Source organism: Pedobacter sp. UYP1, assembly GCF_040547305.1.
GTDB lineage: Bacteria > Bacteroidota > Bacteroidia > Sphingobacteriales > Sphingobacteriaceae > Pedobacter.
Map to the genome: position 1 here is coordinate 661,753 of NZ_JBEPPL010000001.1, position 20,050 is coordinate 681,802.

The 20,050-nt window shown below is 38.3% G+C and carries 22 protein-coding genes; 8 read left to right on the plus strand and 14 right to left on the minus strand.

Annotated features, from left to right (window positions below; translation table 11 throughout):
* Positions 1 to 33: 33 nt before the first annotated feature.
* Entirely contained in the window at positions 34 to 1,041 is a 1,008-nt protein-coding gene (locus ABIB30_RS02920) for a hypothetical protein (protein WP_354299255.1), read from the plus strand.
* 107 nt (positions 1,042 to 1,148) lie between these two features.
* On the opposite strand, the gene ABIB30_RS02925 is transcribed toward ABIB30_RS02920, so the two are convergent.
* Both ABIB30_RS02925 and ABIB30_RS02930 read right to left on the minus strand, forming a co-directional pair.
* Complete coding sequence (locus ABIB30_RS02925; protein WP_354299256.1) at positions 1,149 to 1,895, minus strand: SDR family NAD(P)-dependent oxidoreductase; 747 nt, start codon at positions 1,893 to 1,895, stop codon at positions 1,149 to 1,151.
* A 14-nt stretch (positions 1,896 to 1,909) separates the two neighbouring features.
* Positions 1,910 to 2,662, minus strand: coding sequence for an SDR family NAD(P)-dependent oxidoreductase (locus ABIB30_RS02930; protein ID WP_354299257.1), 753 nt, complete (start codon positions 2,660 to 2,662; stop codon positions 1,910 to 1,912).
* A 124-nt stretch (positions 2,663 to 2,786) separates the two neighbouring features.
* Here ABIB30_RS02930 and ABIB30_RS02935 point away from each other — a divergent pair, with 124 nt between their 5' ends.
* Positions 2,787 to 3,158 (plus strand): winged helix-turn-helix transcriptional regulator, encoded by a 372-nt coding sequence (locus ABIB30_RS02935; RefSeq protein WP_354299258.1) that lies wholly within the window; start codon positions 2,787 to 2,789, stop codon positions 3,156 to 3,158.
* Positions 3,159 to 3,351: 193 nt separating this feature from the next.
* Here the strand turns inward: ABIB30_RS02935 and ABIB30_RS02940 are convergent, their stop codons facing one another.
* Complete coding sequence (locus ABIB30_RS02940) at positions 3,352 to 3,918, minus strand: PAS domain-containing protein (protein ID WP_354299259.1); 567 nt, start codon at positions 3,916 to 3,918, stop codon at positions 3,352 to 3,354.
* Between the two features lie 337 nt (positions 3,919 to 4,255).
* Here ABIB30_RS02940 and ABIB30_RS27265 point away from each other — a divergent pair, with 337 nt between their 5' ends.
* Positions 4,256 to 4,402, plus strand: a complete 147-nt coding sequence (locus ABIB30_RS27265) for a hypothetical protein (protein WP_502931077.1) — start codon at positions 4,256 to 4,258, stop codon at positions 4,400 to 4,402.
* Between the two features lie 307 nt (positions 4,403 to 4,709).
* Here ABIB30_RS27265 and ABIB30_RS02950 read toward each other — a convergent pair whose 3' ends face one another.
* Together ABIB30_RS02950 and ABIB30_RS02955 are read right to left on the minus strand one after the other, a co-directional pair.
* Positions 4,710 to 5,558, minus strand: coding sequence for an NAD-dependent epimerase/dehydratase family protein (locus ABIB30_RS02950; protein ID WP_354299260.1), 849 nt, complete (start codon positions 5,556 to 5,558; stop codon positions 4,710 to 4,712).
* A 62-nt stretch (positions 5,559 to 5,620) separates the two neighbouring features.
* Positions 5,621 to 6,220, minus strand: a complete 600-nt coding sequence (locus tag ABIB30_RS02955; RefSeq protein WP_354299261.1) for a hypothetical protein — start codon at positions 6,218 to 6,220, stop codon at positions 5,621 to 5,623.
* Between the two features lie 169 nt (positions 6,221 to 6,389).
* Between ABIB30_RS02955 and ABIB30_RS02960 the strand changes: the two genes are divergently transcribed.
* On the plus strand, positions 6,390 to 7,064 hold the full coding sequence (locus ABIB30_RS02960) for a M15 family metallopeptidase (protein ID WP_354299262.1): 675 nt from the start codon (positions 6,390 to 6,392) through the stop codon (positions 7,062 to 7,064).
* 13 nt (positions 7,065 to 7,077) lie between these two features.
* Here ABIB30_RS02960 and ABIB30_RS02965 read toward each other — a convergent pair whose 3' ends face one another.
* The 4 genes from ABIB30_RS02965 to ABIB30_RS02980 all read right to left on the minus strand — a co-directional run bounded on the left by ABIB30_RS02965 (position 7,078) and on the right by ABIB30_RS02980 (position 10,903).
* Positions 7,078 to 8,001 (minus strand): helix-turn-helix domain-containing protein, encoded by a 924-nt coding sequence (locus ABIB30_RS02965; RefSeq protein ID WP_354299263.1) that lies wholly within the window; start codon positions 7,999 to 8,001, stop codon positions 7,078 to 7,080.
* 16 nt (positions 8,002 to 8,017) lie between these two features.
* The gene (locus ABIB30_RS02970) at positions 8,018 to 8,980 is read right to left on the minus strand and encodes an SDR family oxidoreductase (RefSeq protein ID WP_354299264.1); all 963 of its coding nucleotides are present in this window, start codon (positions 8,978 to 8,980) and stop codon (positions 8,018 to 8,020) included.
* Positions 8,949 to 9,839, minus strand: a complete 891-nt coding sequence (locus tag ABIB30_RS02975) for an SDR family oxidoreductase (RefSeq protein ID WP_354299265.1) — start codon at positions 9,837 to 9,839, stop codon at positions 8,949 to 8,951. The genes ABIB30_RS02970 and ABIB30_RS02975 overlap by 32 nt, the downstream gene beginning before the upstream one ends.
* A 152-nt stretch (positions 9,840 to 9,991) precedes the next feature.
* Positions 9,992 to 10,903: an SDR family oxidoreductase gene (locus ABIB30_RS02980; RefSeq protein ID WP_354299266.1), complete on the minus strand. Its 912-nt coding sequence runs from the start codon at positions 10,901 to 10,903 to the stop codon at positions 9,992 to 9,994.
* A 202-nt stretch (positions 10,904 to 11,105) separates the two neighbouring features.
* On the opposite strand from ABIB30_RS02980, the gene ABIB30_RS02985 reads away from it, so the two are divergent.
* Both ABIB30_RS02985 and ABIB30_RS02990 read left to right on the plus strand, forming a co-directional pair.
* A complete protein-coding gene (locus ABIB30_RS02985; RefSeq protein WP_354299267.1) occupies positions 11,106 to 11,909 on the plus strand; it encodes an SDR family oxidoreductase in 804 nt (267 codons plus the stop codon).
* A gap of 64 nt (positions 11,910 to 11,973) precedes the next feature.
* The gene (locus tag ABIB30_RS02990; RefSeq protein WP_354299268.1) at positions 11,974 to 12,882 is read left to right on the plus strand and encodes a helix-turn-helix domain-containing protein; all 909 of its coding nucleotides are present in this window, start codon (positions 11,974 to 11,976) and stop codon (positions 12,880 to 12,882) included.
* Positions 12,883 to 12,966: 84 nt separating this feature from the next.
* Here ABIB30_RS02990 and ABIB30_RS02995 read toward each other — a convergent pair whose 3' ends face one another.
* Both ABIB30_RS02995 and ABIB30_RS03000 read right to left on the minus strand, forming a co-directional pair.
* Positions 12,967 to 14,271: a hypothetical protein gene (locus ABIB30_RS02995; protein WP_354299269.1), complete on the minus strand. Its 1,305-nt coding sequence runs from the start codon at positions 14,269 to 14,271 to the stop codon at positions 12,967 to 12,969.
* Positions 14,271 to 14,564, minus strand: coding sequence for a hypothetical protein (locus tag ABIB30_RS03000; RefSeq protein ID WP_354299270.1), 294 nt, complete (start codon positions 14,562 to 14,564; stop codon positions 14,271 to 14,273). Before ABIB30_RS03000 ends, ABIB30_RS02995 begins: the two co-directional genes overlap by 1 nt.
* Positions 14,565 to 14,950: 386 nt before the next feature.
* On the opposite strand from ABIB30_RS03000, the gene lepB reads away from it, so the two are divergent.
* Positions 14,951 to 16,060 (plus strand): signal peptidase I, encoded by a 1,110-nt coding sequence (gene lepB / locus ABIB30_RS03005; RefSeq protein ID WP_354299271.1) that lies wholly within the window; start codon positions 14,951 to 14,953, stop codon positions 16,058 to 16,060.
* A 155-nt stretch (positions 16,061 to 16,215) separates the two neighbouring features.
* Here lepB and ABIB30_RS03010 read toward each other — a convergent pair whose 3' ends face one another.
* The 3 genes from ABIB30_RS03010 to ABIB30_RS03020 form a co-directional block, all read right to left on the minus strand.
* On the minus strand, positions 16,216 to 16,851 hold the full coding sequence (locus ABIB30_RS03010) for an OmpW/AlkL family protein (RefSeq protein WP_354299272.1): 636 nt from the start codon (positions 16,849 to 16,851) through the stop codon (positions 16,216 to 16,218).
* A 143-nt stretch (positions 16,852 to 16,994) separates the two neighbouring features.
* Entirely contained in the window at positions 16,995 to 17,795 is an 801-nt protein-coding gene (locus ABIB30_RS03015) for an MBL fold metallo-hydrolase (RefSeq protein WP_354299273.1), read from the minus strand.
* Between the two features lie 128 nt (positions 17,796 to 17,923).
* Positions 17,924 to 18,757 carry an AraC family transcriptional regulator gene (locus ABIB30_RS03020; RefSeq protein WP_354299274.1) on the minus strand — a complete coding sequence of 278 codons (834 nt, stop codon included), beginning with the start codon at positions 18,755 to 18,757 and terminating at the stop codon, positions 17,924 to 17,926.
* A 241-nt stretch (positions 18,758 to 18,998) separates the two neighbouring features.
* On the opposite strand from ABIB30_RS03020, the gene ABIB30_RS03025 reads away from it, so the two are divergent.
* Positions 18,999 to 19,796, plus strand: coding sequence for a M57 family metalloprotease (locus tag ABIB30_RS03025; protein WP_354299275.1), 798 nt, complete (start codon positions 18,999 to 19,001; stop codon positions 19,794 to 19,796).
* Positions 19,797 to 20,050 lie beyond the last annotated feature (254 nt).

The following is a 20,050-nucleotide window of genomic DNA, read 5'->3' on the forward strand; positions in this document are numbered from 1 at the left end:
CATGTGACCTATATGATATTTTAAAATAATCTCATGGAATTACACAAAAAACGTATTTTAATTGTTGGCGGTTATGGACTTGTAGGAACCAACATTGCACGTCTGATCAGGAAAGAATATGAATCCATTAAATTAATTCTAGCTGGGAGAAATCCTCAGAATGGAGAAGTGCTCGCTAAAGAATTGACGAATGCAGAAACTGCTTATCTTAATTTGGAAGATGGTTTTGAACTGAGTCTTTATGGCGCTTTAGATCTTATCATTATAGCAGTGGAGGATTATAAGAACATTTTGAGGGAAACTGCGGTCTCGAATGGAATTGCTTGTATTACTATTACTGAACTGGCGGAGGATATTTCCCCGACCGTATTTCTTTCTCTGCATCAAACTTTTTCCGCTCCTGTTGTTTTGGCGGCGCATTGGCAGGCAGGAATAATAACACTCGCTGCTAAACAACTAGCAGCCAGGTTCAGCGAAATAACCAGCGTGGAAACTGCCGGATTGTATGACGAGCTAGATCCTGTTGGGCCCCTGGTAGCGAGTCAGGTTGATAGCTTTGTTGGCAGAGCATTAATGCGACAAAATGGAAATTGGCAGTTTGTAGACGCGAAAGAGAATGCCAGAACAATTCGTTTAACTGATTATTCATCAATTACCGGTTATCCTATGAGTACACTTGATGTACCAAGCATTGCTGCTTTTACTAATGCCAAAAATATTCGCTTTGATTTCGTTACAGGGAAATCCATAGGTAGTAAAAATGGGCTGGCAGCCTCTCATGATCTGTATATTGATATTGAAGGTGTCTTGTTATCTGGAGAAAAAACTAAGCTACGGGCTGTAATTTCTGATCCAAAAGGAGTATCTCATTTAACCGCCGTTGGTGTATTTCTAATAACGGAAGGGATATTTGGTTTAGGTGGCCAATCTGCTCCGCAGCAAGGTGGTATATATCTTCCTGAAACTATTGTGTCAACAGCTAATATCATGAGCCGTTTGGAAGAGTTTGATCTCCATATTACTGAAGAGAGTTTTAATTAAAATTAGCAAAGACAATAACCCCTCTCTATGATAAATAGAGAGAGGTTATTGTTCTTTGCTATGCTAAGCTCTTCGGCAAACCTTCTCTTTTTGATACTGCTAAACGATTATAATAAGCCACCTGAAACAGTAATTCTTTCGCCGGTAACCCATCCAGCATCGTTTGAGGCCAGGAAAACTGCAACTTTTGCAATATCTATCGGTAGCCCAATACGTCCTAGTGGTGTCAAAGCAAGAAATTGTTTTTCCATCTCACTACCAGGTCTCCCATCTGCAGTAGAACCTTCTGATTCTGTCATACCTGGAGCTATGGTATTGACTCTTATATTTCGGGGTCCAAGTTCTTTAGCAAGTGTTTTTGCCAGACTATCGACAGCAGCTTTAATAGCGCAATAAATCAATGTACCTGGTATTGGATTCAAACTTATAGTGGAACTTAAGTTAATGATACTTCCTCCGCTTCCACCAAACATAGCCACAGCTTGTTGTGCGCAAAACATATGCGCCATAAGACCGGTATTAATCTGTAAGTGAAAGGTTTCTTCACTGATGTCCTCTAATTTTTCATACCTCCATACACTTGCATTGTTGACTAAGATATCTAACCTGCCATAAGCTTTTTTAGTCTCCTCAAAGAGTTTTTTTATGTCAGTAATCTTTGAAATATCTGCCTGTATTGCGATAGCTGTTCCACCATTTTGGATAATCTCTTCGACAACTTTATCTGCTGATTCTTTACTGGATGAATAATTCACCACTACTTTGGCACCTTCTATTGCATATTCTTTAGCTATCCCAGCGCCAATTCCTTTTGACGATCCGGTAATGACCGCCACTTTGTCTTTTAATTTCATCTACTTTTATTTATTTATAATTGTCCACCAGAAACTTGAATTCTTTCTCCAGTCACCCATCCAGCATCATCTGATGCTAAGAAAACAGCAACTTTGGCAATGTCAACGGGCTGTGCTATCCGGCCTAATGGAATTTGCGCAAGAAGTTGCGCTTCCCACTCACCCCCTATAAAACCCTGTTCATGAGCACCTTCTGTCTCGGTTATACCAGGCGATATTGTATTGACTCTTATCTTTTTTGGCCCTAGCTCTTTCGCAAGTACTTTAGTTACGTTATCTATAGCTGCCTTTGTTGCAGCATAGATTAGCGTACCTGGCATAGGGTTTATACTTACAGTAGAGCTAATATTAATAATATTACCCCCATCCTTTTCCATAACCTCAGCTGCTTTTTGTGCACAAAGGATAGCACCTATTAAATTGGTGTTGATATTAGCCTGCAAAAGTTCTACTGTAATAGCTTCGAGCATAACAATATCATAAATACCAGCGTTATTGACCAGGATGTCTACTTTATTAAACGTTTTTATGGTTTCATTAAATAGCCTTTCAACATCCGTCGCTTTTGATACATCGGCTTGAACAGCAATTGCTTTACCGCCAAGCGCCACAATTTCATCAGCAATTTTCGTAGCTCTGATTTTGTCCTTAGCATAGTTTACAACCACTTTCGCTCCGGCCAAGGCATATGCTTTGGCAATACCTGCGCCTATCCCTTTTGATGCTCCGGTTACTATAGCAACTTTATCTTTTAATTTCAATGTCATTTGATTAATCTTTAGTAGACTACAAAACTAAATTGTATATATCTTTATGGAAAGTACCTACTTTTTAGTAGCCTAGCTACCAAAAAGTAAGTAAACTGATTATCAGTATATTAATATTACAGAAATGGCAAAAATGACAAGGAAATGTTCTGACTCACCAACTTGTTCAGTGGATTATGCATTTAGAAGGATTGGTGGCAAATATAAAGGCAGGATTTTATGGTCTTTAAATGAGCATAAAGTTATACGGTTTGGAGAGTTGGGAAGGATTTTAGCAGATGTGACAACCAAAATGTTAACACAAACCTTAAGGGAGTTGGAAAAAGATGATTTAATTATCAGAAAAGTCTATCACCAGGTACCACCTATGGTGGAATATTCTTTGTCGGAAACCGGATTGGAACTTATTCCTTTTATAACCTATTTGAAAGAATGGGGAGATAAGAAAATTGCGAAAGAGAAAGGTAAAGTTGAAGTAACTTCACAAATGACTTGATTGCTATATGGAAAGCGCTGACAGGGCATATTGCCCTTGTCTGGATAGCTCATCATTCTCAACTTTAACAGTGACCGATCGAGGATGGGGCTATGAAAATATTAAAAGTGGCTGACGCATTTGATAAATCGGCAAAAATATACCAACCATTTTTGTAAAAGGTGAAAAATGTTGTAATTTGACTAAACACAAATTATTTATAAAGTTCTTTCATAACCTCATCCAGGTTGGTTGCACTTTGAATAATCATCTTTGCGGCATCTTGCATGTCACCAATCTCAGTACTACTTTGCATTATTTTGCCAAGTCCAATTAAATTTGCGACATGCCGTCGTACTAAATGAGAGTGACTTATTTTCACCTGCTGGAGTTCACTGGTAATTTTCATCAGTTCTGTGATATCATGACCAATACAATAAATTCCGGCAGGAATCCCTGTATCATCAAAAACAGCCTTGTACTCCCATCGTGTAATAATGAATCCGCCATGTCCATCATATTTACGAATAGTTGCCGGAAAAACCAAATCAGGATTGTTAAAGGCCATTTCTGAAACAATTTGACAGGTTTGCTGATCATCAGGATGCATAGTTATGGCGTAGTGCTTACCGACAAGATCTCCATGGATAGGTTTAAAAATGTCTGCATACCGTCTATTTATATAGCTATAGTTAGAATTCATATCTACCGCTATAAGATAATAGGTTCCTGAGTCTCCCAATAGAGATTTAATTACTTCAAATTGTTGATTACCTGTCATTTATATAAAAATAGAATCAGCTATCACAAGTAAGCAAAGAGATTTACTGCCATTGCCCAGTTTATAATATCATCATTTCCTTAAACATACATTACAAATGAATAGCTGATTTAGTTTTCATATAAAAACTATCTGGCTTATTCAGAAGCTTTTTAGAATTTCAGTTTTCCCAGGTTAATACCGTATTTCTTTTTAAACGCCGCACGGATATAGCCTTTTGAAATAACCTTTTCTCTTAAGGGTACAAAACGGACAACTTGTACAGGCCAGACAAACGTTATTTTCTGTGGTCGATGAGAAAAGTTTATATGTAACTGCTAATTTTAAAGAAACACAAATGGAATATATCAGACGTGGTCAGGATGTTCAGATTAAAGTGGACGCTTATCCTGATTTATTCGTGGTAAAGTATATAATTTTGCAGGTACCACTGACGCAAAAATGGCATTACTGCCTCCTGACAACGCTCCGGGAAATTTTGTAAAAGTAGTACAGCGTATCCCTGTAAAAATAAAAATCACTTCATCTAAAGATGATTATAGATTTAATCCGGCCAGGGATGAATGTGGAGGTCTCAGTTTCAAAAAAAAATAAAAACTCCTTTTAGGTTCAATAAATCTCCCCGACTAATGGCCAAACAAACACAGAATTTAAAGATGAAATTGCCTGGGTAACGGGAAGAACTAAAGAAATCGGAAAAGCTATCGCAAGCAGACTAGCACAGGCAATGGGTAGAGTAATCACAACCTGTTGTCTTTTTGCAATCTTGCTATTTGCTTGCTCAGTATAATTTATAAATGTTCATTCAAAAGATATCCAAAAGTATATTTAGGCTGATAGTTCAATATGTGCCTCGCTTTATCAGCGCAATATACCCTGTCAATACTTTCCGGCAATTTCCAGTTATTGTGTTTATATAACTCAATTGCCGCAGGATAATATTTAGCAATTACAATAGGTGCATTATGCTTTAATCCAATCAAATCCTCTTTATAAAAAGGTGACCCGCTGGAAATATTAAAAATTTCAAACTGCTTAAAGTTGTAATCTAAAGCCAGTCTTAATGCTTCAGCTCCATCTCTTTCGTCAAGCCCCCTGTAAAGCCGATGGTTCAACATTAAGTTATCAGGTTCACGAAGAAAACGGCCGACACGGTACACCGTTGCTTGTATACTCTCTTTTTCGAAAAACTCGCGGCAGAGTTCTTCACATGTTTGCTTAGTGATGTCGTAGATATCTCTTGGTTGTATAGGTAAATTTTCATCCACCCAAACGGCCTGATTACTATCTACTAAAGATTTTCCATAAATAGATGTGGTACTGGTGAACAAAAATTTGCTTATACCATTGGCTACACACGCGTTCAAAAGATTCAGCGTACCATTGATATTTGTATTTACAAAATCTTCGCGGGAGTAATTTAAATCCATGTGTCTGCCATGCAAAGCTGCAGTATGTATAACTGCATCGATACCTTTCGTCATTTCGAATACTTGATGTTTATTTTTCACATCAGCAATGAGATTTGTCGTTAGACTATCTACAATATCGACACCTATAGCCTCATGACCAAAATCTCTTAGAAGTTTAATAGTTACACTACCTAATTTACCAGATGAGCCTGTTACTAGTAATTTCATAATTGTTACCTTTTCAATAATTTGCAGCGGAGTACTTAAACATCATTTATGTGGTTATATAATTAATCCGGATACATCATATTATAATATTCCTTAATCGTTATAACTTTCGGGTCAGTACTATTCTCCATCCGTGTACCTCTTTTTACATAAATAAAATTGGTAGTAAAAAAGTTTTTATTGTTCTTATCATTCGAGATTCCCTGATATATAAAAATCCATGCATTAAGGGTGGGTATATCCCAAAAAAAAGATTCGCCATTTCCTTTTGTGTTTCTTCGCTCGTAATTTGGATATGTCTTTTTTAAGTAGTCGACAATCGACTTCGTTTCTTCTTGATTGACACAAGAATAGTTAAACCCTAAATAGTTTGGTTTATTATTATCCGCAACAAACAAAGACAAATTATTATAATCTGCAAGGTTTCCATCTGGAAAAGAATAGGTACTAAGTTTAATGCCGCCCAGCACATAATTATCTGGTTTATTTGTAGTATAATTTCTCAATCCAAGATTAGGATCCTGATCCTTTTTCAATTGCTTATCTCCCTGAACAATGCTGAATACATTTTTATCAAATTTTAATGCTAAAAGATCAGTTTTTGTCTGTGAGTTACAAGAGATAACAGTGATTCCTATCAGAAGTAAAAAGAAATATTTCATAGAATTATTTTTTATAAGATTACATCAACTGAATGATAATAAGTTCAATTCATATTATCAAATATAATATTTTTATCTTCAACGTATAACCTTCATCCGTTCAGGTTATTATTATTAATTTAATTCATTATAAATGATATTGAACTATCCGTCATATCCGATCAGCAGCATGATAAAAACAACTGCATTATTGCTTTTTGCTCTGCTGACACATCCCCTGTCTGCACAGCAAAAGATCAGCTTGAAGGTGATTAATTCCTTGAAAGTCTATCAAAGCACTTGTGCACGGGATCCAAATCAGGAATTAATAGAGCTCAAAAAAATAATTCCTGATTTGGTTCTGGATATTCGATATGCAACGGCAAACAATTTCATGAAACAGGTTATGTATTCGCAAGCGCGCGCTTTTACCAGAAAGCCAGTTGCAGAACAGCTGAAAAAAATTCAGGCAGATCTCCGCAAAAGAGGATATGGATTAAAGATTTATGATGCTTACCGTCCTTACGCTATCACGGTTTCCTTTTACAAAAGAGCTTCTGATAAACGTTTTGTAGCCAACCCTGCAAAGGGTTCGAAGCACAACCGCGGCTGTGCGGTAGACCTTACCCTGATCGATTTCAAAACGAAGAAAGAAGTTCCAATGCCCACCCCCTATGACAGTTTTGCTCCCGAGGCCGCCGCGGCCTACCAAAAATTACCATCTGCCATTATCCGCAACCGGGATTTCCTGATCCGAACAATGCGGACATATGGTTTCAGGGTCATCAAAAACGAATGGTGGCACTATGATTTTATTGGGTGGCAGAATTATGCGTTGATGGACATTCCTTTCAAAAGTCTTTAAGACAGACCTGCATTTAATTAAAGGAATGCCTGAACTCCATTGGTGAAAAACTGGTCTTGGTCTTGAAAAGTTTGCTGAAGGATTGCAAATGTTCAAAACCCAATTCGTAAGCAATCTCACTGATCGATAGATTGGTAGTAGAGAGTTTTTCTTTAGCCAGATCAATTAACTTATTATGCAAATGTTGCTGCGTATTCTGTCCGGTAAGGGATTTAAGCAAACCGCTGAGGTAACCTGGTGAGATGTTTAAGTTCTCGGCAATATAAGTCACACTGGGCAGCCCTTTTTGAGCCAATGCGCCGCTGTTAAAATAATTGGTCAGCAGATCTTCCAATTTGGTCAATACTTGGTGGCTGGTAATCTTTCTGGTGATGAACTGGCGCTGATAGAATCTTTCGGAATAAGTAAGTAAGAGCTCTAATTGAGCAATGATCACGCTTTGGCTGAAACGGTCGATATTCGCATTGTACTCTTGTTCGATATTTTGCGCAATAGTTGTGAGCATCGTTTCTTCTTTATCAGATAAGTAAAGCGCTTCATGAACCGAGTAATTAAAGAATTCGTATTGTTTAATGGTTTTGGCGAGCGGTGTGTTCCACAAAAAATCAGGATGGATCAGGATCATCCAGCCTTCGGGACGGTGTATCACACTCCCCTTTTCAATCTCCATCCCAAATACCTGACCGGGCGACATAAAGAACAATACACCGTCGTCAAAATCACTGGCCTGCTGGCCATATTTAAATTTAGTGTTCTTGACTCTTTTCATGGAGACCGAATAAAAATCATAGATCAAACTGAATGAGCCTTCGGCAAGTGGCCTGTTGAGCTCGTCCATATGCACCAGACTAATGAGCGGATGTGCAGGATTAAGCAGCCCCGCTGCCCGATGATATTCGGTAATCGTATGGAAGCGAAAAAGCTGGTGATTATTCATAGCTATACTAATTTCGTTATTTTTTATGATAAACTGCAGCGAACTCTTGTGCGAAATCAGCGAGTTTGACTTTACCCATTTTTGGCTGGTTCTTGTGAAAATTCTCCAGCGTTTTTCCGCTATGCATCGCCGCTTGCATTTCTACCAGTGTCCCGGCGAGCTTTTCGGGCAATTTGGCCATCTTCAACCCTTGTAACATCTCCTTATCCGAGAGCAGCACCCATTTAAGCCAGGGTTTACCTATCGCTGTGCCAATGATCTTTGCGGCTTCATTACAGGTCATTTCCTCGCTGCCCACGTAACAGATTGTTTTCCCTTTAGGTAGTAATAATAGTTCCCGGGCAACCGCATCTGCTATATCCGCTGGCGAAACAAAAACAACCCGGTCATCTCCACCATAGTTTCCCATCAAAAGACCAGTCTTGCCAGTGAGCAAGGACCACAGGCCGGAGTAACGCAGTGTCAGGAATTTGCCCAGGAGTCCCCTACCTTTAATGAGGTCTATGGATTGATAGAAATTGGTATAAAATGAGCCCGGCCGCATGATCGTAATGGAAGCGTCCAAATCATCAAATAAGTGTTCGACGTTTTCGGCTTTAACCAAATCTGCCGCCCACCCGCTCATGACCACGATCCGTTTGGTACCAGCTTCCTTGAGTGCCTGTGCATAATTCTGTGCCATCCGCCGTAAATAATCACCCAGATCAGGCTCAGTAAAACTCAAGGGTATCATGGCGTAAACAGCATCTGCATTTTTGAATGTATGCGTCAAAAAGTTGACATCAGAGATCGAGCCAATAGCAGGTACCGCACCTGATTTTTCGATAGCTGTTTTTTTCTCCGGGTTACTGCTGACCACGGTTACAGTATGCCCCTGTCTAACTAATATTGCTGTCAGTGGTTGGCTGATATTTCCTAAAGAACCGGTTATAATAATTTTCATTGCTTTATTTAGTGTAAACGCCGTTTTCGATATCAACAAGTAAGGTAGTGTTCGTTGGCTGCCAGTTTAAATGTTCTTGTGTCCACTTACTTGATGCAGGACAGTCAATAGCAGCCATGTGCGAGAACCATCCAAAATGTTCAGCTGCTGCTTCAGGCGCTACCGAAACTATCGGAATATTCAGTTGTTTGCCTATGGCTTCTGCTATCGTTTTAAGTGTGATAGCTTCCTCGGCAGAAGCATGATAGCGAGTACCTGGAGTAGCGTTTTCCAGGGCTAGCCGGAATAAATGAGCGGCATCCAGCACATGTACAGCATTCCAGCGGTTTTGTCCATCGCCGATATAAGCTGACACTCCTTTTTCTTTGGCTATATTGAACAATATGGGTATAAATCCGTGTTTATCCTGGTCGCTATGTACCGATGGCGATAAGCGAATGGCTGCTGCACGTACATTCAGTTTAGCCACCGCATCTGCAGTTTGTTCAGAAGCACGCGGCCAGGCGGGATCGATTGGAGGCGCGATATCTTCGGTAGCGAGCTTTCCCGGGCTAACCAGAGCTGTACCAGAGGTAACTATAAACGGGCGATCAGAACCTGCCAATACCTCTCCAATAGTTTCAATAGCAACTTTATCCACCTCGCAAACCTCCGCAAACCGGGTAAAGTCATGAATAAAACCAGCGTGGATAACGGCGTCTGCTTGAGCAGCGCCACTACGCAGACTGTCTGGGTCTTCGAGGTCTCCGCGATGAACTTCCGCACCAGCATCGATCAGCTTTTTTGCTGAGGCGTCTGAACGGGCAAGTCCCGTTACCTGGTGACCTGCATTTATTAATTCCTGCACAATGGCAGTACCAATGAAGCCTGTGGCTCCGGTGACAAATACACGCATAATTAACTTTCTTTTGTTTATACAAACATGGGCTGTTTTGGTTAGCTGGATTTATCCAAATCTGCGTTTGATTTAGCCAAAACCGTAAAAATCATCAAAGGGAAATTAAAGCTAAATCACCCATTGATGATCTTATTTATGTGGCATAAAACTTATTCTTCCTGCTGGTAAACTGCAGCAAAGTTTCTCGCAAATCCGGCAAGTTTGACTTTGCCCAAAACCGGTTGATTACGGTAGTAGTCTTCGTACAATTTGCCAGTGCCCTGATTGGCTTGCATTTCTATGAAGCCTTGAGCAATCTGAGGGTTAAACCCGGCGCTTAACCAAGAATTTAAAAGCTGCTCATCGGAAATGACTTTCCACTGCAAGTCAGGCTTTCCGATTGCGTCTCCAAGCGCCCGGGCAATTTCATTAGGTGACACCTCGTCGCTGGCAATATAACGCATAGTTCTTCCTTCAAAAGACTGTCCAATTTCTTCTGCTATCACCGACGCAATGTCCAAAGGAGAAACCCATGGTTCTTTTTGATCACCGCCGTAGTTAGAGATGATAGCGCCTCTGTGTTTGATAGTTGAAATGAAGGAGAACATATTGGTATAGAAGCCTACTGGGCGTAAAGTTTTAATAGATACTTCAGCAGGCAACTGTTTCAATATATGCTCCACATTATGGTGAAATACTAAAAAGCCATTGCCCTTATCCATGTGTGCGCCAATGCTGCTGAGGTGGATTACTTTTTTGACTCCTGATTGTTCGATCGCCTGCTTGTAATTAAGCCCGATCTGGCTAATTATACTAATAAAATCTACTTCCTCATCAGATTCGTCTCCGCCGGCGGTATCGAGCGTTTCCATAAGATATACTATATCTGCACCTTGAAAAGTCCTGGCTAGAAAAGAAGCATCCTGCATGGAGCCAATTGCTGCTTGAGCACCAAGTGCTTCAATTGCAGGCTGCCGGTCTGCTTGACTACTGATGACTGTTATGGTATGACCGTTTTGTACTAAAGTCTGGGTAAGGGGTTTTCCAATGTTTCCGATGGAACCTGTAAGTATAATGTTCATAAAATTTGTGTTTTGCTGAGACAAATTTCGGAAGCAATGTAATGGGAAAAATAACCAAATACCTACTTGTTGTAGCCAAATGGCGGAGTCAGTTCAAAATTATTATCTCTTACCCAAACTTGGATACAATTAACCCCGGTTTGGAAACACAGGTCTTTAATTTATCTAGAATCTTTGTAGTGTACAAATTAAAAGCAGAAAAATGAAAAAGACAATTTTTATTACAGGAGCATCGGCGGGTTTGGGAAAAGCAACTGCCAAATTATTTCAGTCAAGAGGTTGGAATGTAATTGGTACGATGCGGGATCCGAAAAAGGAAATGGAACTCACTGAATTGGAAAATGTAACTATTTTACCAATGGATGTAACCAATCCAGAACAAATTAAAACCACTGTAGCTAAGGCTATTTCTTTATACACTATCGATGTAGTCTTTAACAATGCAGGGTATGGCTTGATGGGCGCCATGGAAGCATTGAGTGATGAACAAATTTTAAGACAGATCAACACTAATCTTTTGGGAGTATTACGGGTTACGCAGGCATTTATCCCTCATTTCAGGGAAAAGAAAAGTGGTTTATTTATCAGTACAACCTCAATAGGCGGGCTATTTGGATTTCCGTTGCATTCTATTTATCATGCCACAAAATTTGCTATAGAGGGCTGGTCAGAGAGCATGTCATTTGAATTGGGTTTGCACAATATCGGGATTAAAACTATTGCCCCTGGTGGTATTGCGACAGATTTTACAGGAAGATCACTCGATAGAAGTTCGCATCCTGAATATCAGGAAATAGAAGACAAGTTATTTTCGGCTATAGATGGAATGATGGAGATGGCTTCGACTGCAGAACAAATTGCCGAAGTAGTTTTTGAAGCAGCAACCGACAATAAGGATCAGGTTCGTTATTTGGCTGGTGAAGATGCAAAAGCAATGTATGCACGCCGTTTGGAAATTGGCAATGAAGAATTCAGGAAAGAAATAAGAAAGCAAATATCAGGATAAAAACTAATAGAGCTAATTGACAGAAAATTGCATTGCTTGTTGTAAATTTATAAAACCAGTTCAAATGAAAATTATTAATTCCATATCCGAAAAACATCGTTTGGTTTCTTTACCGGAGCCCTTACATCCACTGGTGAGTGTAGTTCGCATTTCAGATATGCGTTTTAAAGACGATCCGATATGGAGACAGTTTTCTGTCAATTTCTATTGTATATCTCTGAAAAGAAATATTGCAGGAAAAACAAAATATGGTCAGCAATATTATGATTACAATAAAGGTATAATGACGTTTCTTGCGCCTAAACAGGTAATGTCGCTGGATGCGGATCAAATGGATATACTCAGCCCCGCATCTGGATATGCATTATTGATCCACCCTGATTTTCTATACAAACATCCGCTTGCAACTGCAATCAAAAATTATGGGTTCTTTTCATATGCTGTAAATGAAGCATTGCATCTTTCGGAAAAAGAAGAAAAGAATGTGGAAGAGATATTTCATAAGATCGAGGAAGAATACCAGCATATTGACCGGCATACGCAGGATATCATCCTTTCTCAAATTGATTTATTATTAAGTTACTGCAACCGGTTTTATGAGCGACAATTTATTACCCGAAAAGCCGTAAATCATGATGTGCTAACCAAAATGGAATTATTGCTAAACGAATATTTTGACGAGGAGAAAATCTTAAAAACAGGCCCACCTACTGTTGAAGCCCTGGCTGATCAACTTCATATGTCGCCATATTATTTAAGTGATCTTTTACGTAATCTTACCGGCCAAAGTGCTCAGCAACACATCCAGGAAAAACTGATCGAAAAGGCTAAAGAATACCTTTCTATAACTAATCTTACTGTTGCCGAAATTGCCTACCAGTTAGGTTTTGAATACCCGCAGTCGTTTAATAAACTGTTTAAAAAGAAAACCAGCATTTCTCCTTTAAAGTTCCGGCAATCGTTTAATTTATAAGGTATCACGCAGGATAATATATTATAAAAGACCAGATTGATTTAATCATAAATCAATCTGGTCTTAGAAAAGTATTGTAAGTTGTTAGTAAGGATATGGAAGTATATGGAATCTTAACCCCACTGCCCCATAACCTGGATAATTTCGGTTTACCGGAGTAAAGTAATGGTCGAAATTAGAATAATCGTAGAACTCATAAATAGGAACCGTTGTTGGCTGGCTTTCTGCATACACATATCCTAAAATACCTTCGTATATCCACTCTCCATAATCTTTTTTAGTAGTCGTATAGTAATGATCAGTTTTATTGTTAGCATAATACTGGTACAAAGGAACGGTATTTGGTTTCTGAATGGTAGATATATATCCTAATACCTTGACATATTTCCAGTCTCCGTAATCCATTTTTTTCGTTGTTAAATAGTGATCTATTTTTCCATAATTGTAATATTCATATAACTCTTCACAATCAACTTCTGGCAAAGGATGTGTCGTTATCTGTTTGTTTTGATACATATAAAATTTCACATCTTCAAATACCCATTCACTACCTATCATGCCTGGAGCATTCATATAACGGTGTGTCTTAGTTATAGGATTCCAGTGACAGTATATTGGTTTTGTACCTGTTATTTGAGTAGTAAAGACATTAAAAGGGGTACTATTATAAGTAAGTCTTTCATATTCTTGTTTATTAATAGTATAATACTCATCTGCCGGCGGATTCTTATATTCAGAATACCAGTATAAGGGTACAGACCCAGGTGTATTCTCAGGCGCACCGTATCCTAATAAGCCTCTGAACACAGAAATTGGAGGCATTCCCTGCGGGGCAGTTCTTAAATAATATAGATTGTAATTATCTCCATAATATTCAAGAAAAGGTATTGCTCCAGCAATATCCGGTGCAGGCGTTGCAGGAGCGGGTCTATTTGGCCCAACTGGTACTGTGGGACCATCTAAGCTAGTTTTAGTTACAGAAAGAGTAACTGCTGATTTTACTGACCCTTCATATCTGGTAAGTCTTAGATAAATATCCCCAGTTTTTTTCCCAGCTGGAAGCTTACAATCTATAGCGCCCTCCCATACATTATTTTGACTTGGCCAATCTCCACTATATCTTGTCAATTGATTGCTGATCACTGTTTGTGTTGATCCTTCCTGAAGGATGACCTCAAGAACAGCATTAGTAATTCCTATTTCTATTCCTTTTACCACGGTAAATTTAGCTGTGAATGATGTTTCTCCGCTAGGATTTAATCTTAACTTAAGGTTGTTAGTTAAATATTGACTATCGATGATGAACTTTGTGATATCTACACCAGCATTTGCTTTGATGGCTATAATTGAAAACAGAAATAGCAAAGTAATTATTTTAATATTTTTCATTATTTATTGTTTTCGTATTTAGCTTTATAATTATTAGACGTGTCGTATAAGTATTCCATTCTTTCTATATCAAATTTAAATTGACCAAATATATATTCGTTATTTTTGTTATCGAATACTATATCTTTTTTAGGAACTTCCCACATGATCGATATAAATCGTTCAATTCTTTCCATTTTTTCACGATTAATTGCAACTGGTTGAACTACATCCTTAGCACAGCCACAAAGTGTAGTAGCTAGTCCAAATAGTAAAAATAAACTACAGACACTTTTAGTAAATTTTTTTCTCATTTTGTATAATTATAAATATAATATTTTTCACAAAAGTAGTCAATTTCAATATAAATTCACTTAAAGTGTTTTAAATATTAAATAACAATAAAGTGCTGTAAATGAAATCATTAAGTTATCTTTTAATTTTACAGATTAATCATATGATGATATTTAATTACGATCTTAATGACATGCTGTGCTTTTAGTTATAAGTGAACATCTACATGATAAGCTTATGGATCAAATGGTTTTTATTGCAGAAATGGAATATTTAATGGCTAAAGCAATTTCATTTAAACTGGTTTAATCTCTCCGTCATTTGAAGAAACAAAGTAAATCTTCTAAAGATAGCGTTGTAACAAACCTTCAATTGCACTGTCAAAAGCTTACTAAAAACTAAAGTTATGAAATGGAATTTCCCCCTCAAGAGAAATACAGGAACAACCAAACCCAGAAAAACAAAAAAACGGGAATGGTTTGATGCCTTGTTATTTGCCCTTATCGCCTCGACTATTATCCGGGGCCTGGTATTCTCAGCCTATGCTATCCCTTCGGGTTCAATGGAAGGAACGTTGCTTACTGGAGATTATTTGTTTGTGAGCAAAATCAGCTATGGCCCAAGAATGCCCTTTACACCTGTTCAAAACCCTTTTCTGGAATCTACAATTACAAAATATCATATCAAAACGTACTGGGATGGTATAAAGTTGCCATACTTCCGCTTGCCAGGTTTAACAAAGATTAAAAAGGGGGATATTGTGGTGTTCAATAAACCTGAAGAAGCTGATCCTGCTTATGATAAACCTGTAGATGTAAGAACGAACCTTATTAAACGTTGTCAGGCCACGCCTGGAGATGTGCTGACGATTGTAAATTCGCAGGTTTATATCAATGGAAAAGCTGCTCCAAATGCCGAAAAGGCTCAGACATCTTATCAAGTAATCACCTCTGGAGATATGATTAATACTGACGTTTTTCGTGATATGAATATTGAAGTCCGCCAGCAAATTGATATCAATACTTATGAAATGATTATACCGAAAGAACAGTTGACAACTTTTAAAGGATTCTCTTACATCAAAAGTGTAACACCAGTAGTAGAGCCGGCGGGCAGCTACGATGCAGCTGTTTTCCCTCATAACGAAAGGTTCAAATGGAATGAAGACAATTTTGGCCCGCTGACTTTACCGAAAATAGGCATGTCAGTACCGTTAAATCAAGAAAATTTAATCTTATACCGCAGGGCAATTGAGTTATATGAGCACAATAAAGTTGAATTAGCCGGAAAGGATATACTGATCAATGGTAAAAAAACAGATAGCTATACGTTTAAAATGAACTATTACTGGATGATGGGTGACAATCGCCACAATTCACTGGATTCACGTTTCTGGGGATATGTACCAGAAGACCATGTAATTGGCAAAGCTTTAATTACCTGGATGAGCATTGATTCGGCAAAAAATTTTCTGAATAAAGTGAGGTGGAACAGGATTTTAAAACCAATTGATTAACAAAGTTTTGACTTAGGCTGAACCTAAAAACCATCACTTTCTATAAATATTTCATAAAAAAGGGTTATTATCGACTAATAACCCTTTTCACTTTCAATACTAAGAATCTTTTCATTCTTGTTCAATACCTTGACTCTTTTCCCGCACGCTTAATATTAGAACCTCTTTCCGATACCCAGGCTAAATAACCAGGGGTCTATTTTTGTATTGGCAATTACAGTTGCTCCACCAGCAACGCTTGGTATGGTTGTTACTGTTGCGTCTGTTCTTAGCCAGATTTTCTTTACATCTATATTCAGGAATAAGTTTTTGCCGATATCAAAGTCACTACCAATCTGTGCAGCGAAGGCAAATTTATTTTTATAGTCAGTATGCGCAATAGCAGGTCCATTTTTAGCGCTATAAAAAATAGTATAATTGACACCGGCACCTACATAAGGTAAAATGCCTTTTGCAACTGGCGCATGGTACAGAAATGTTAAAGTCGGTGGTAATAACCACACTTTACCAACATTTACATCTCCTAAAGCAGTCTCTGTCGCTGTTATTTGATGGCGGGTTGTACCTAGGATTAGATTTGCAGAGAAATTCTTAGTTAAGAAATAAGTAAAATCCAGTTCAGGAATTACCGTTGTGCTAATATCTGCCGATCCACCTATTGTACTGATAGTTGCACTGGCATCAGGAGCAACTACTGTTCCACGTAATCTTACGCGCCACTCCCCTTTTTGTTGCGCCAAACTTGTCAATGTCACGCTTACCAAAAGCGCTAGTATCCATACTTTTTTCATAATGAAATCATTTAAATTATGATCAAATGTATTTAGGACTACCCAGCCTCCAAATGAGCTTAAACAGTTTTCAGCATGATCTATATCATGAAATAATTATCAATAAGCAGTATAATACTTGCATATATAACGGGATTAAATTATCAAAGTCCGAACCATACACCTGGTTCATCAAATATAATACCGATTCCTACCCCGTTTAATTGATCACTTAAACGCTTTACCGGATGTGGTGTTTCGATATACATCGGAGGTTTATGCATGGAACCAAAATGAATTGCAACCACAGATCTGGTTTTCAAAATGTGAGCTGCAATTGCCGCCTGTTCCGGTGTCATCACGGCTTCAAGAGGACTCATTGGCTGAAGAGGCGGAAAATCAACGACCGGTGCATTAATTGGCAAAAAAGCAATATCAAATGGCCCGAATTTATTGGCAATGCGCCACCAAAAGCCATGAAATAAAGTATCTCCAGCATGAATAATCCTATGTCCTCCGCATTCAACAATCCAGCTCAGCTGCGGATCACCAAATCCATCAACGGCCGGAGCTGAGAATATTCGAAATGGCCCTACTTCCCGTTCTTCCCATTCTCCTACTACTTCAGTGGCGAGCATATATTTATTAAATTCTTTTTCTGCATGCTGTGTTAATGCAAGATCTGCCTCACTTCCAGTTGCAGGTACAGGACGAAAGATCGGTGCGCCACTGCGAAGAGCCAAAGCCAATGCACCGGGGTCGGCATGATCTGCATGGAGGTGGGTTAAAAGTGCGACTGAGGTAAAGCCTTGATTTGATGAAGCCGGAAAGGATTCATTTGGAGTCCGGATCATGGCAAGTTGTGAAGTGTCCTGTATATAATCTATGAGGAGCGTTTCGCCTGCGCACTCAATTTCTATTCCTGCCCAACCTAATCTGCGCCACCTGGTTTTTGTACTTTTCATGAGTTCTGCCTTTTTACATTTAATTTCTGATGCAGCAAATGTGCAGCTAAAAACAAGGCAGTTGATAGACAGATATTCCCGAAGAGTTAACGATTCTTCCTGAAATTGATAGTTAGTATAGTATAGCTTTAAGACAATGTGTGTTTTTCACGGTACTGAGCTGGAGATATACCTTCTTTATTTCTAAAGAATCTGCTAAACGTTTGTATATCCTTATAACCTAATTGATGCGCAATTTCCTTGATAGAAAAGCTGGTGTAATCGATTTGTCTTCTAGCATGGATCATAATCCTATCGTGAATAATACCTAGTGGAGACCGGTTAAAGGTATTAGAAAATAAGTTGGATAATGTTTTTGGAGACTTGTTTAGTTTTGAAGCATAAAATGCCACGTCATGGTGTTTATAAAAATGACTCTCTACCAGGAAATTAAACTCTCTGATGATATCTACCTGGCTTTTTTCCAGCTGATGTAAATAGGTTGACTTTCTTAAAATTCTGACCGAAAGAATTAGCATTCGTTTAAGCATCGTTTCCAACATCTCTTTTTGGAGAATGTCTTCCTGCTGCATTTCATTATAGAAGATTTCCCATGAGGCTTCAAAATCTTCAATTACAGTAATATCCACTTTGACTATTTGTATATGCGCTGCGCCATAAAATAACAATCCTTTACTGCCCACTTGATTATCCTGGTCAATCATGCAGAAAAATGATTTGTTAAAACGAACCATCCGGGCAGTATCAAACCCGATATCGTCAATTTTGTGAAACTCCGTTAAAAAGATGAGCTCATTCTTTGACAATTGGTATGGAACCTTATCTACAGTAATATTTAGAAAATCACCGGTATTCCAGATCAAGGTCTTATCTGTTTCCCGAAAATCAAAAACAGTATGTTTATTTTCATTATTCAGTTCCATGAGGCACAGAAACTCTTTGGAGGCATTTTCGAAAATCATGATTAAAACTATCTGCAGCAAATATAACTTAAAACAAGTTTTCCAGGTCTGTGCCGCTCAAAACAAAAGATTTTTAATTATCATTTATCCTTGCAAACCCAGCTCATCCTTCTCCAACAAATTTAACCATAGAAGAATAATATTTCAGACAATACCAATCATAAACAAATTAAAGATAATAAATACACTTATAATACGTATATTCATAAAAAATCTAACCTAAATTTAACCAAAGGAAAACATGAAAAAAGAAATTTGTAAAAAGACAATCAAATTACTGTTTACGATGGCCTGCCTGAGTATGGTTATCTCTTCCTGTAAAAAGGATGAAGCCGCTACAAATCCAAAAGCGGAAGATAATATTAAACAGCTTACTGCTTATCTCACTGGTAAAGGATTCAGAGCTGAAAACATTGCTTATAAGGACGGAAGATTCATCCTCGAAAAGGACATTATAATTACCAGGGAAGAAGTGGAAACGAGGATGAAAAATGAAACCACTCCGCAGACCGAACATTGGAGAGGACCCTATCTGGTCAAAGATCCTTATCAAAAGAACATTAAGTATTATATGGATGCGGGCGTACCATTTGAATGGAATAGTGCAGTCCTGGGCGCAGTAATGAACTGGAATAACATGGAGGATCATTATTATATGACACTCAATATGTCATTATTAGCATCCAGCGCCGGTGGAGATGTCAGGATATTCATGGGATATGAAGATGCGAACTGGATTGCACGTGCTTACCTGCCAGGATCAAATGGCAGAGCTGGCCAGAGTATTGAGATCAACAGCAAATTCAATAATTTGCCAGCGAGTGAGAAGCTTTTTGCAATTACACATGAAATGGGTCATACGATCGGTTTCAATCATACTGATGAGAACAAAGGATCATTTATCAGGGGAACTTTCCCTTACTTCGATACTCCTCTTGTAGATCCCGGATCTGTGATGAATTCTACTGTATTACCTTGGAGCAACTTTACTGCAGGAGATGTTCTGGCTACTAAGAATTTATATCCAAAAATATTCTGATAACCCCAGGATATGACATGAAGCCTTATTATGCTGCTTCATGTCATATCTCAGAATATAAGCAGTTGTTCTTGAAACAAATTCACGTGCTGAAAGTGTACTGGTTAAATGCGGCTATGTCTGCGAAGGATTATTAAAATCGTACCGGATGATTCGGGGAATCCCAGGTAATTTTAGATGTATTGACACTTAACGTAAATACACAACATCCTGCAAACCAGTATTAAAATCACGTACTGAAGTTTTATGAACTT